The sequence below is a fragment of the Maritimimonas sp. 2405UD52-3 genome (genome assembly GCF_056591715.1).
The window spans coordinates 39,313-52,118 of the sequence record NZ_JBWQOL010000008.1 but is presented as its reverse complement, the minus strand read 5'-3'; the positions used below and the strand labels follow the sequence as shown (position 1 = coordinate 52,118).

16 protein-coding genes and 1 tRNA gene are annotated in these 12,806 nt (G+C 34.0%); 3 read left to right on the top strand and 14 right to left on the bottom strand.

Annotated features, from left to right (window positions below; genetic code table 11):
• Positions 1-30: 30 nt before the first annotated feature.
• On the top strand, positions 31-1,479 hold the full coding sequence (gene rpoN / locus AC1EU5_RS15375) for an RNA polymerase factor sigma-54 (protein WP_480193307.1): 1,449 nt from the start codon (positions 31-33) through the stop codon (positions 1,477-1,479).
• 1 nt (position 1,480) lies between these two features.
• Positions 1,481-2,095: a hypothetical protein gene (locus tag AC1EU5_RS15370; RefSeq protein WP_480193306.1), complete on the top strand. Its 615-nt coding sequence runs from the start codon at positions 1,481-1,483 to the stop codon at positions 2,093-2,095.
• Here AC1EU5_RS15370 and AC1EU5_RS15365 read toward each other — a convergent pair.
• From AC1EU5_RS15365 to AC1EU5_RS15335, 7 genes are all read right to left on the bottom strand, one after another.
• Entirely contained in the window at positions 2,083-2,763 is a 681-nt protein-coding gene (locus tag AC1EU5_RS15365; protein ID WP_480193305.1) for a porin family protein, read from the bottom strand. The genes AC1EU5_RS15370 and AC1EU5_RS15365 overlap by 13 nt on opposite strands.
• A 75-nt stretch (positions 2,764-2,838) precedes the next feature.
• Positions 2,839-3,309 carry an ExbD/TolR family protein gene (locus AC1EU5_RS15360; RefSeq protein WP_480193304.1) on the bottom strand — a complete coding sequence of 157 codons (471 nt, stop codon included), beginning with the start codon at positions 3,307-3,309 and terminating at the stop codon, positions 2,839-2,841.
• 8 nt (positions 3,310-3,317) lie between these two features.
• Positions 3,318-3,896 carry an ExbD/TolR family protein gene (locus tag AC1EU5_RS15355; RefSeq protein WP_480193303.1) on the bottom strand — a complete coding sequence of 193 codons (579 nt, stop codon included), beginning with the start codon at positions 3,894-3,896 and terminating at the stop codon, positions 3,318-3,320.
• Between the two features lie 9 nt (positions 3,897-3,905).
• Complete coding sequence (locus AC1EU5_RS15350; protein WP_480193302.1) at positions 3,906-4,373, bottom strand: hypothetical protein; 468 nt, start codon at positions 4,371-4,373, stop codon at positions 3,906-3,908.
• 7 nt (positions 4,374-4,380) lie between these two features.
• On the bottom strand, positions 4,381-5,118 hold the full coding sequence (locus AC1EU5_RS15345) for a MotA/TolQ/ExbB proton channel family protein (RefSeq protein WP_480193301.1): 738 nt from the start codon (positions 5,116-5,118) through the stop codon (positions 4,381-4,383).
• Between the two features lie 76 nt (positions 5,119-5,194).
• Positions 5,195-5,281: transfer RNA gene (locus tag AC1EU5_RS15340), tRNA-Ser, on the bottom strand.
• Positions 5,282-5,355: 74 nt separating this feature from the next.
• A complete protein-coding gene (locus AC1EU5_RS15335) occupies positions 5,356-6,390 on the bottom strand; it encodes an asparaginase (protein ID WP_480193300.1) in 1,035 nt (344 codons plus the stop codon).
• A 160-nt stretch (positions 6,391-6,550) separates the two neighbouring features.
• On the opposite strand from AC1EU5_RS15335, the gene AC1EU5_RS15330 reads away from it, so the two are divergent.
• The gene (locus AC1EU5_RS15330) at positions 6,551-7,249 is read left to right on the top strand and encodes a zinc metallopeptidase (protein ID WP_480193299.1); all 699 of its coding nucleotides are present in this window, start codon (positions 6,551-6,553) and stop codon (positions 7,247-7,249) included.
• 51 nt (positions 7,250-7,300) lie between these two features.
• Here AC1EU5_RS15330 and AC1EU5_RS15325 read toward each other — a convergent pair whose 3' ends face one another.
• The 7 genes from AC1EU5_RS15325 to pdxA form a co-directional block, all read right to left on the bottom strand.
• A complete protein-coding gene (locus AC1EU5_RS15325) occupies positions 7,301-7,765 on the bottom strand; it encodes an Lrp/AsnC ligand binding domain-containing protein (protein WP_480193298.1) in 465 nt (154 codons plus the stop codon).
• Positions 7,766-7,845: 80 nt separating this feature from the next.
• Entirely contained in the window at positions 7,846-9,198 is a 1,353-nt protein-coding gene (gene accC, locus AC1EU5_RS15320) for an acetyl-CoA carboxylase biotin carboxylase subunit (protein ID WP_480193297.1), read from the bottom strand.
• 74 nt (positions 9,199-9,272) lie between these two features.
• Positions 9,273-9,761, bottom strand: coding sequence for an acetyl-CoA carboxylase biotin carboxyl carrier protein (gene accB / locus AC1EU5_RS15315; protein WP_480193296.1), 489 nt, complete (start codon positions 9,759-9,761; stop codon positions 9,273-9,275).
• Between the two features lie 19 nt (positions 9,762-9,780).
• On the bottom strand, positions 9,781-10,785 hold the full coding sequence (locus tag AC1EU5_RS15310) for a beta-ketoacyl-ACP synthase III (protein WP_480193295.1): 1,005 nt from the start codon (positions 10,783-10,785) through the stop codon (positions 9,781-9,783).
• A gap of 166 nt (positions 10,786-10,951) precedes the next feature.
• Positions 10,952-11,146: a 50S ribosomal protein L32 gene (rpmF, locus tag AC1EU5_RS15305; protein WP_480193294.1), complete on the bottom strand. Its 195-nt coding sequence runs from the start codon at positions 11,144-11,146 to the stop codon at positions 10,952-10,954.
• Positions 11,147-11,148: 2 nt separating this feature from the next.
• The gene (locus AC1EU5_RS15300; RefSeq protein ID WP_480193293.1) at positions 11,149-11,679 is read right to left on the bottom strand and encodes a YceD family protein; all 531 of its coding nucleotides are present in this window, start codon (positions 11,677-11,679) and stop codon (positions 11,149-11,151) included.
• Between the two features lie 70 nt (positions 11,680-11,749).
• Complete coding sequence (gene pdxA, locus AC1EU5_RS15295; RefSeq protein ID WP_480193292.1) at positions 11,750-12,793, bottom strand: 4-hydroxythreonine-4-phosphate dehydrogenase PdxA; 1,044 nt, start codon at positions 12,791-12,793, stop codon at positions 11,750-11,752.
• Between the last annotated feature and the right edge of the window lie 13 nt (positions 12,794-12,806).

Genomic DNA, 12,806 nt, shown 5'->3' with positions numbered 1-12,806 from the left:
TTGTACTTTAGATAAGAATTATTGTAATTAATGCTTAAACAGAATCTTCAATATAAATTACAGCAAAAGCTCTCTCCTCAACAAATTCAGCTGATGAAATTGATTCAATTGCCTACACAGGCATTTGAAGATAAAATTAAACAAGAGATTGAAGAGAACCCAGCTTTAGAATCCGGCAAGGAAACACAAGACACATTTGAAGAAACTCAGAACGAGTATGAAAATGATGGTAATGAGACTATTGAGACTGACATCAATATTGATGACTATCTAAGTGATGATGAAATGCCCAGCTATAAACTGCAAACAAATAATTATAGCGATAGTGATGAAGACAAGCATATTCCTTATGCATCTGGAATGTCATTTAATCAGCACTTAAAAAACCAACTAAATACATTTAGACTTAATGATAATCAAAGGCAAATAGCCGAGTTTTTGGTAGGTAGCATAGATGAAAGTGGTTATATAAGACGTTCAATAGAAGATATAGTTGATGATCTAGCTTTTACTGCTAATATTATGACTTCTGAAGAAGAAGTTAAAGAAATGTTAGATGTGGTTCATCAACTTGATCCTGCGGGTGTTGGTGCAAGAAGTTTGGAAGAATGCCTGTTAATCCAATTAAGAAGGAAAAAAGAAAAACCTGATCGTGAATTGGCTATAAATATTCTTGAAAATGCTTTTGATCATTTTGTAAAAAAGCACTACAAAAAGTTACTTCAAAAATTTGATATTACTGAAGTTCAACTGAGAGATGCTATTCAAGAAATTGAAAGATTAAATCCAAAACCAGGTGGTTCTTATGCGGGCAGTAATAAAATTGTTGAGCAAATAGTACCTGATTTTACTATCAGGATTATTGAAGGAAAACTTGAATTATCCCTGAACTCTAGAAATGCTCCTGAACTTCATATCTCTTCTGAATATAATAATCTATTAAAGGGTTATAAAGAGTCAAAAAATAAATCGAAATCGCAAAAAGATGCGGTGCTTTTTGTAAAACAAAAATTAGATGCCGCTAAATGGTTTATTGATGCCATTAAGCAACGACAAGAAACGCTATTGCTTACTATGAATGCCATAATGCATCGTCAAGAGGAGTACTTCCTGACGGGTGACGAACGAAAGCTAAAACCTATGATCTTAAAAGACATAGCAGATAAAATCAATATGGATGTATCTACCGTTTCAAGAGTGGCGAATAGCAAATATGTGGATACACCTTATGGCACTAAGCTTATTAAAGATTTCTTTTCAGAGTCTATGAAGAATGAACAAGGTGAAGATATTTCTACAAGAGAAATTAAGAAAATTTTGCAAACTGTTATTGAAGAGGAAGATAAGAAGAAGCCTTTAACAGATGATAAACTTTCGGGTATTTTGAAAGAGAAGGGATATTTGATTGCGCGTAGAACTGTGGCTAAATATAGGGAGCAACTAGATATTCCCGTCGCTAGACTCCGTAAAGAAATATAATATGTTGTTTCATAAAATTATTTCTTACCTCTTTCATCCTATCGTTTTTTCTATTATCTCAACACTACTTTACTTTATAATCTTACCAAGTCATATTACCAAGCAATCTGAATATAGTATTCTAACCATAGTTTTTTTAAGTACCTATTTAGTTCCTATTATTTTATTGTTGTTTTTAAGACAATTTAAAATGATTGAAAGCTTTCAAATGAAAACTATTAATGAGCGTAAGTTTCCCGTATTATTTATGGTTGTTCTTTTTGTTCTATTAGGAAGAACACTTTTAGAAACCAACGTTGTAGACCTTTTGGCATTTTCTTTTTTCGGATGTTCTTTGGCCTTAGTTTTAGTCTATATTAGTTTTATGGCGAATATAAAGACGAGTCTCCATGCTATAGCGGCTGCAGGTCTAATAAGTTTTGTTTGTGTTATTAGCTATAACTATGAATTAAATTTACTAACACTTATTATAGGCCTGTTTTTGCTTTTCGGATTGATCTCATTTTCTCGCTTGAAGCTTGATGCTCACAATGAGCGAGAGATTTATTTAGGGTTTATTATAGGGTTTTTAACCCAGCTTGCCAGTTATGCTACATTGCAGAATTATAGTATATAAAAAATCAACCCTATGCGTAATTCACGACCCTCAATGGGATCGTTAGCGGTATTCAATATGGCATTGGAATCAAAAATATCTGAGAGACCATAATATACATGAAGGTTCCAAGTTCCATAACCGGCACCCAGGGTTAAGCCATATTGAAATTGTTCAACTGCATCAATCTTACCTCTAATTCTGGTGGTGGCGCCATCCTTTTTAAATAATGAGTTTGAGTTGAAGACATACCCAAATTTTAATCCAGAATAAAAACGCCAGAATTTATACCTATCTATAGTTGAAGTACGCCATCTAACTTCAAAAGGAACTTCCGCCATATGAAGTGAAAATTTATTTCTGGTGAAATCGGCAACTTCTTCAAACTCAGTAATACCATTTACTTCATTGATCTTTAAGTTTTGAAAATAGGTATATCTACCATATCCAAGCCCTATACCTATTCCAAAATTACCCTCTTGGTTAAATGATATATCTTTTATGTAACCTAAAGAAATTCCATTAGAAAATCCGTTTTGATTAATACCCTTCGGAACCTTACTCAAGGTATTGTAAGCAATACTAATATAGAACTGATCTTCAAAGTAAGTATTAGAAATGGAATCTCTAGATTGAGCAAAGCTAATGGTGCTCAAAAGAAAAAGAAGTAAAACTATTTGCTTTGTCATTAAAACAAATATAACTTTTATAAAACAAAAAAGGCAATCATAAATGACTGCCTTTTTTCATAACTAATTTAGTTGTTAATTCTTCATATTATCAAGAGCGCTACCCTTTCTAGTAGAGTAATTAAGTTTTAATGCGTTAACATCTCTTAACTCTTGCTTAATATCAGTAATTGTTCCAACATTGGCTTTCATATCAGCTTTGATAGAGGTTGTTAAGAAAGGGATGTCTTCTTCTTTATGCGAAGCTCTCTCACTAAAAATAAAACTCTTTACTTCTTTAACATTAGAAATTCTATCATTCAACTGAATCTTATCTCCAGGAGTACCATCCTTTGATTTACCAACATAAATATAGCTTACTAAACTTTTCTTTTCCAACTTCTTTACCTCTGTTGCCTGCGGCAATTTAGGTTGCTGAATTTTAAGTGTAGTTTCACGCATAACTGTTGTTACCATAAAAAAGAATAATAACATAAATACAATATCCGGTAAGGATGCCGTGGAAATACCAGGCATTCCTTTTTTCTTTTTTCCAAATTTAGCCATAGTTATTATTATTTAGTTGGTTCAGCTTCAGAGATGATCTGAGGATAAATATTCTTCTTGATTTCTTTCTGCTGTTCTGATGATAATCTATCAAAATCTTTACCAAACTTCTCATTTGCGTAACGATCTCTAAGTACGTTATAAGCACCTACTAATTCATTCTGAACAGCTATATAGGTGGCATAACTAGTACCTCGGTCACTTTGTAGTGATATAATTGCTTTTTTAGGATGATCTGAAGATGCAGGATCTTTGTCTCCTTTACACCAAGTACAATCATTCCCTTCAGCATCTTTACCACCTCCATTATCAATGAAGTCAATTGTTGCTTCACGCAAATCCTCAATTTTCATATATGTTTCTCCTTCTACCAGTATTTCATTTCTTCGGTTAATATTAACCTCAAAAACGTTTTTCTCTTTTAATACCGGTGGTGGTGGTGCATCTGGTGGTTGTTTTTCTGGTAATTTACGCGAAATACCAGTATCAACATCCATAGTAGTTGTTACTAAAAAGAAAATAAGTAACAAGAACGCTATGTCTGCCATAGAACCCGCGTTAATCTCTGGGGTGTCTCTTCTTGCCATAATTCTTTATTATTTAATGATATTTTTTACTATTCCTGCTCCAATGATAAGTAATCCAGCAGCTCCTAAAATACCTGTAAAGTTAATTAGAGCACTTACCCATTTAGACGTTGAGCCTGCTTCCCCATCTTTGATCACATCATTTGTGTAAGGATCTATAACTGCATCACCTGATGCTGTAAAATAAGCGATCGCTAATAGTACTCCTAATACTGCAAGACCCATTAGGGTTTTCTTTAAATTTTGTGGGTTTCTAAGCAGATTTAATAGCGATAATACTAATGTTATAATTGTTACCGCTATAAGCAAAAATCTTGAAAAGCCTACAAAAGCAGAAACAATACCTTGTTGTTCAGGATCTGTTTCTATAGCTTCATCACCAACCATAATAATGCGAATAAGCATAAACGCGCCAATCAACGCAATTACGGTAGCAACGATGGTTAGAATTCTAGATAAATTTTTATTACTCTCCATGGTTTAATTATTTTTTGTGTCTTACTAAAAGATCAACTAGCGAAATAGAAGCATCTTCCATATTATTTACAATACCATCTACTTTAGAAATAATATAGTTATAGAAGATTTGAAGAATAATCGCTACAATCAAACCAAATACTGTTGTTAATAATGCTACTTTAATACCTCCTGCAACAATTGATGGAGAAATATCACCTGCAGCGGCAATTGCATCAAATGCTCCAATCATACCAATTACAGTTCCCATGAAACCAAGCATTGGCGCTAAGGCAATAAATAATGATAACCATGAGATATTTTTTTCTAATAACCCCATTTGTACACCACCGTAGCTCACCACAGCTTTCTCTGCTGCTTCAACACCTTCATCCATTCTATCTAAACCTTGATAGAAAATTGATGCTACAGGACCTTTTGTATTTCTAGCCACTTCTTTAGCAGCTTCAACTCCACCAGATGACAATGCATCTTCAATGCTACTTACCAATTTATTAGTATTTGTAGTAGCCATATTTAAGTAGATGATTCTTTCAATAGCAATTGCTAATCCTAATATTAAGGTAATCAATACAATACCCATAAAGAAAGGACCACCTTCAATAAAACGTTGTTTTAAAATTTGGTGAAATGTTTGTTCTGCTGCAGCTTCTTCTTGAACTACTGTTGCAACTGCTGCAAAAGTGTTTTGAACTGAACCTAAAAATAATCCTGCAATAGCTAGGATGGTAAATACTTTTCTCATTGTGTTAAGTCTTAATTAATTAAATTAGTTAATGCGTTAAAGATATAAATTTTTTATTAAAAATAACAATTCATAGCAGAGAGAAAGGGATTCGAACCCTCGATACAATTTCTTGTAAACACGCTTTCCAGGCGTGCGCCTTAAACCACTCGGCCACCTCTCTGAATAGCCATTTAAAATTTTGGAAAGACCAAATAACAAAAAAATATTCAGTTGAGAAAGTATGAATTAAAAAAACTAACTCATTTCTCCCCGCAAGGGTGTTTCAAAAATGTGCTTAAAATTAGCTTTAGGAATTGCTTCGCCTAGCAGATACATAAGTTTAGCAACTGCAGATTCGGTAGTGATATCTTTTCCACTAATAATCCCAATTTTTTCCAATTCAACACTAGTTTCATAACTACCTAGTGATACGCCTCCACCAGCACATTGAGTAACATCAACTATAGGAATACCCTTTTTTATAGCATCTTTTAGCGCATCAATAAACCATGACTCACTTGGCGCATTGCCAGAGCCATAAGTTTCAAGCACAACACCTTTTAGATTATCTATATTCAAAATACTTTTGATAACATGTTTAGTAATGCCAGGAAACAATTTTAGAACTACAATTCTTTCCTCTAGCCTTTTCCTAATTTCTAAATGCTCAGGTTGGTAATCAGGATATATTACATTTTTATCAAATTTTAGATACACTCCACTTTCGGCCAACGGAGGAAAATTTGGAGAAGCAAAAGCCTCAAATTGCTCGGCGCTTATTTTAGTTGTTCTATTGGCTCTATACAATTTATATTCAAAATACAATCCCACTTCTCTTATATTAGGCTTGCCTGACTGTTCATTAACCGAAGCCGCTATCTGAATAGCTGTAATTAAATTCTCTTTAGCGTCAGTTCTAAGATCACCTATTGGTAATTGAGACCCAGTGAAAATTATGGGCTTGGCCAAATTCTCTATCATAAAACTGATGGCAGAAGAAGTGTAAGACATGGTATCAGACCCTGTCAAAACAACAAACCCATCTTTTGAATCATAATAACTTTCAATAATTTCTACAATATCAACCCAATATTCGGGATTCATATTTGATGAATCTATTGGCTTTTCAAATGATACTGTTTCTATATTACAATATAGCTGATTAAGCTCTGGAATTTTTTTATAAAGGTGATTGAAATTAAAAGGTTTCAGTGCATCAGTATCATAATCTTTGATCATACCTATCGTACCACCAGTGTAAATCAATAATATTTCAGGGGGGGTTGTCATAATGTCATTGAAAATATAAAATTACAAACATCTGAATTACAGAGTTATACATTTATTTGCTTGCTTTTAACAAATAAATAATTGGTCTTTTTTTATTTGGAATAATTTATGCTTTAAATTTACGTAGTAAAATTGATTAAAAACTTAAAACAAAAATATTATGATGGGATTCTATATACTTATTGGAGCTATCTCTCTGGTAAGCTGGCTTGTAAGCAATAAATTAAAAAGAAAGTTTAAACATTATTCACAAGTACATTTAAGAAATGGTATGAGTGGTGCTGAAATTGCTGAGAAAATGTTAGCTGATAATGGCATCACAGATGTACAAGTTATTTCTACTCCAGGTATGTTAACTGATCATTACAACCCAAAAAATAAAACAGTTAATTTAAGTGAGGGTGTTTATAATCAACGTAATGCTGCTGCTGCTGCAGTTGCTGCCCATGAGGTTGGTCATGCCGTGCAACATGCGCAAGCTTATGAATGGTTACAAATGCGTTCTAAGCTAGTACCAGTTGTAAGTATAACTTCAAATTTTTCACAATATATGGTTATTGGTGGAATAGTTATAGCAGCGGCCTCTGGTAATAGTCAAATTGGATTTTATATCGCTGTAGCTGGATTGATATTTATGGGCTTAGGAACTCTTTTTAGTTTTATTACATTGCCTGTTGAATATGATGCAAGTAACAGAGCTTTAGCTTGGTTAAAAAGAAAGAATATGGTGAGTCAAGAAGAATATAAAGGTTCTGAAGATGCATTGAAATGGGCTGCAAGAACATACTTGGTAGCAGCTTTAGGTTCTCTCGCTATGTTATTGTATTGGGGTTTACAAGTACTAGGCAGTAGAGATTGATCAAGAGTAAAATAGAAAAAAACTAAAAAAAATCCCGCTAAGCGGGATTTTTTATATTTTAATCTGACGGTCTATTTGTTGATCTAGGGATATAAAAGTTTCAGTTCTTGAAACTCCTTTTATTGATTGAATCTGTTTATTGAGCACATGCATCAAATGTTCATTATCTCTACATAATATTTTTACAAATATGGCATAATTTCCAGTTGTATAATGGCTCTCTATAACCTCATCTATTTCTTTCAACCGTTTTATTGCCTCTTTATAAGTACTTGCAGCATCTAAAAAAATTCCTACAAAAGCCAAGGTTTTATACCCTAGTACTTTAGGATTAATCACAAATTTCGAACCAGCCAATAATCCCGATTTTTCTAACTTCCTTAGACGTTGATGAATTGCAGCTCCTGAAATACCAACTTCTCTTGCAATACCAAGAATTGGGGCCCTGGCGTCATTCATTAAATTTTTAAGTATAATTTTATCAATACCATCAATATGTAAGCCCTTATCTTTCAAAATGTTTAAATTTTGAAGTAAAAATAAAAAAAGGATGTGAATAATCACATCCTTGGTATAGGCTATTTAAATTTATCTCGTTATTCTTCTTCTAGAGGTTGTAATTCAAAGTCCTCCATAAACTTTGTTGTATAATTTCCGGCTAAATAATCAGGATGCTCCATTAATTGTCTATGAAAAGGAATTGTAGTTTTTATACCTTCTATAACAAATTCATCGAGTGCTCGCTTCATTTTATTAATAGCTTCTTCTCTGGTTTGAGCTGTGGTAATAAGTTTAGCAATCATAGAGTCATAATTGGGCGGAATCACATAACCAGCATATACATGCGTATCTAAACGAACTCCATGTCCACCGGGAGCATGTAATGTTGTAATTCTACCAGGAGAAGGTCTAAAATCATTAAATGGATCTTCAGCATTGATTCTACATTCTATAGAGTGCAGATTTGGAGTATAATTCTTCCCTGAAATCGGTACTCCGGCTGCCACCAATATTTGCTCTCGTATCAAGTCAAAGTCAATAACCTGTTCTGTAATTGGGTGTTCTACCTGAATACGTGTATTCATTTCCATAAAGTAGAAATTGCGGTGCTTATCTACCAAGAATTCTACAGTACCTGCGCCTTCATATTTTATAAATTCAGAAGCTTTTACTGCTGCATCTCCCATTTTTTTTCGAAGCGCTGCAGTCATAAATGGAGAGGGTACTTCCTCTGTTAATTTTTGATGACGGCGTTGCACAGAACAGTCACGTTCAGACAAATGACATGCTTTTCCATTTGAATCACCAACCACTTGAATTTCAATATGTCTTGGCTCTTCAATGAGTTTTTCCATATACATATCATCATTGCCAAAAGCAGCTTTTGATTCTTGACGCGCAGAATCCCAGGCATCCTTAAGATCTTCTTCTTTCCAAACAGCGCGCATACCTTTGCCACCACCACCAGCGGTAGCTTTTAACATCACAGGATATCCTACTTCTTTAGCAAGTTTCTTGCATTGGTTAAAGTCTTCAATAATGCCATCACTACCAGGAACACAAGGCACTCCGGCCGCTTTCATAGTTGCCTTAGCAGTGGCCTTATCTCCCATTTTTGAGATCATTTCGGCGGAAGCACCAATAAATTTAATACCATGCTCTTCACATATTTTTGAAAACTTGGCGTTTTCTGATAAAAAACCGTATCCAGGGTGAATTGCATCGGCATTAGTAATTTCAGCAGCAGCAATAATATTTGATATTTTTAAGTAAGAGTCGCCGCTCGGTGGAGGACCAATACATACGGCTTCATCTGCAAACATAACATGCAAACTATCTTGATCAGCTGTAGAATATACTGCAACTGTCTTAATGCCCATCTCTTTACATGTTCTAATAACACGTAGAGCTATCTCGCCTCTGTTAGCTATTAATATCTTTTTAAACATAAACTCTTCAAATTTTCAATATTCAAAAAACAAATACCTAAAAGGATTTGGCAATTGAAAATTGCGATTTTACATTAGGATGGATCAACTAAAAATAATGGTTGATCAAATTCAACCGGTGAAGCATCGTCAACAAGTACTTTAACAATCTTACCTGAAACTTCAGATTCTATCTCGTTGAATAATTTCATTGCCTCAATAACACAAACCGTATCACCAACATTAATTGTACTACCTACTTCTACAAAAACTGGTTTGTCTGGTGATGGTTTTCTGTACATGGTACCAATCATTGGTGATTTTATAACCAAGTATTTTGAATCATCATCAGCTGATTCAGCTGGTGTAGCAGCTGCTGGAGCGTCGGTTGCTGGAGCAGCTGGTGTAGCAATTGTTTGAGTCACCGGTAAAGGTGCCATCGGAGCTTGTTGAACGATGGTGGTCTCCGTTTTATCAGAACCCGTTTTGATTGTAATTTTAATATCATCTGTTTCTAACTTTACTTCGCTAGCCCCAGATTTTGCTACAAACTTTATTAGATTTTGAATTTCTTTTAAATCCATTGTTTTAAGATTAGTTTCATTAGTTAGAATTGTATGCCCATGTTAGGTATATTGCTCCCCATGAGAAGCCTCCACCGAATGCAGCAAATATTATATTGTCTCCTTTACGGAGTTGTGTTTCATAATCACATAATAATAATGGTAAAGTAGCAGAAGTAGTATTACCATATTTATGTATGTTCATCATTACTTTTGATTCATCAAGCCCCATTCGTTCAGCGGTAGCATCAATAATTCTCTTGTTAGCCTGATGTGCTGTAAGCCAAGCTACATCGTCCTTACTCAGATTATTGCGCTCTAGTATCTTTTCACTTACATCTGCCATATTAAATACTGCATTCTTGAATACAGTTCGTCCTTCCTGACGTACAAATCCACCATCAAACTCACCTATTACATCTCCTTTTTTATATGGATAAGAAGACCCACCTCTTTTTACTTGCAGAAACTCCCTACCTTCACCATTGGTTCTTAGATATTCATCTTGAATTCCAAGTCCATCATCATTAGCTTCAAACAATGTAGCACCGGCACCATCGCCAAAGATGATACATGTAGCACGATCTTGATAATCAATCATTGAAGAGTTCTTATCGGCTCCTATCAATAATATCTTTCTGTATTTGCCTGACTCAATAAAGCCTGAAACAATAGACATTCCATATAAAAAGCTTGAGCAAGCAGAATCTATATCAAAAGAAAAAGCATTGGTTGCGCCAATTTTATATGCCACATAAGCTGCTGTTGAAGCCGCTTGCATATCAGGTGTTGCTGAAGCAACAATTACCAAATCTATTTCTTTAGGGTTTTTACCTGATTTATTGAATAGATCTTCAGCAGCTTTAATTGCTAAAAAAGACGATCCTTTGCCTTCGTCTTTTAAAATCCTACGCTCTTTTATACCTGTTCTGGTAGTGATCCATTCATCGTTGGTCTCTACCATATTTTCAAGCATTTTATTGGTTAGAATATGGTCTGGAAGATACTTTCCTACGGCAGTAATGGCTGCAGTAACTTTGCTCATAGTGTAGCCTTTCTTAGAATTATTTGAGTTACAAAAGTGACTCCAAAGTAATGAAAATTATTTCGGTTTTTGATCAAAAAAGTACTGTTTTTAACCAATTTTAACCCAAAAAATAAAAAAAACCCTCATTTCTGAGGGTTTTCAGTGTATTTTCGAATAGTATGAATTAAGCTATATTCTCTTCGCTATCTATTACTACTTGACCTCTATAATATAGTTTACCTTCATGCCAATGTGCTCTATGGTACAAATGCGCTTCACCAGTAGTTGGATCTTTAGCTATTTGAGGAGTAGAAGCTTTATAATGTGTTCTTCTTTTATCTCTTCTTTGTTTTGATATTTTTCTCTTTGGATGTGCCATCTTTATTCTTTTTTATCCGTTAATAGATCTTTTAGCTTTGACCACCTAGGATCTGTATCTTTATTATTTATAAATTCTTTTGGTTGTAATTCTTCAAGTTTATTAAGTATGTCTGATTGTAATGAACCATCAGCAATGCCAGGGTGTACTTTTTTTAATGGAATAGCCAATACAATCATCTCATAAATATACTGAGCAACATCTATTTGGTATTCTCCATGCGGAATGATTAATATCTCTTCATTCTCATTATTAAATTCTTCGCCAAATTTAACCACGAGGTTAAGCAATGTATCTATAGGCTCACTATAAGGTTCATTACTAACATCACAGGCAACTTCTATACTTCCGGTAGCTTTAAAAGCTAACTCAAGAAGTGTACTCTTTTTTTCAAAATCTAAGTGCACATTGATGTTGGCATCTAAAACCTCATCATACTCATAACGCTCAAAGAACTTGTTATTTACAACAAAATCAAATTGGTGTTTTCCTTCTTTTAACCCTACAAAAGGAATGACAAACATTTTATCCATTTCTCCTCACATCAATTTGAGCGCGCAAAGATAGAAAATTTGTTGATTTACACCAAAAAATAACAGTCTTTTACCTTTGTTCTTCAGGCCGTAATCTATTTTCTAGTAGTTCATTATGCTCTTTTCTAGATTTGAAAATTTTAATAGCTGTAAAAAGTGCTTCTTTAAATGAAGAATGATCCGCTTTATTCTTTCCGGCTATTTCATAAGCTGTTCCATGGTCTGGTGACGTCCGTATTGCTTCTAGCCCTGCAGTAAAATTAACCCCTTTCCCAAAAGCCAATGTTTTGAATGGACCTAAGCCTTGGTCATGATACATGGCTAATACACCATCAAAAGTTTTATAAGAACCTGATCCAAAAAAACTATCTGCGGCATAAGGCCCGTATACTAACTTACCATCCTCTTGTATTTTTTCTAATGTAGGTTTTATAATTGAGTCATCCTCCTTACCTATAACACCATGATCGCCGCAATGAGGATTTAGACCTAGAACTGCAATTTTAGGTTTAGAAATTTTAAAATCTTTAACAAGTGAATCATACATAATATTCACTTTCTTTTTGATTAATTCTGGTGTAATAGTTTCAGAAATTTTTTGAACCGGAATATGCCCTGTGATCAAACCAATTCTAATCTCTTCAGTCATTAAGATCATTAGGCTATGGCCATCTAGTTGCGATTCTAAAAACTCCGTATGGCCCTTAAAATCAAATTTATCAGACTGAATATTATGTTTGTTGATAGGTGCAGTAACCAGAACGTCAACTTTCTTATTCTTTAATGCTTCTGTTGCAGACTTAAGTGACAAATAAGCATATTTTCCTCCATGAGAAGTTTCATTACCCAAAGAAATTTCCGCAACTTCATTCCAAGCATTTACCACATTAATTTTATTATTTAACGCTTTATCAACAGAATTAACTCCATGAAATTGTAATGCCAAGTTGAGCGCTTTATTATGAAAAGACAATACTTTTGAAGACCCAAAAATTACAGGCGTGCAAAAGTCTAGTATCCTATTATCTTGAAATGTTTTTAGAATTACCTCTAAACCAATTCCATTAATATCTCCTATAGATATTCCCACTTTTATTTTCTCAGATTTCTTCATTAGGGCTTAGTAT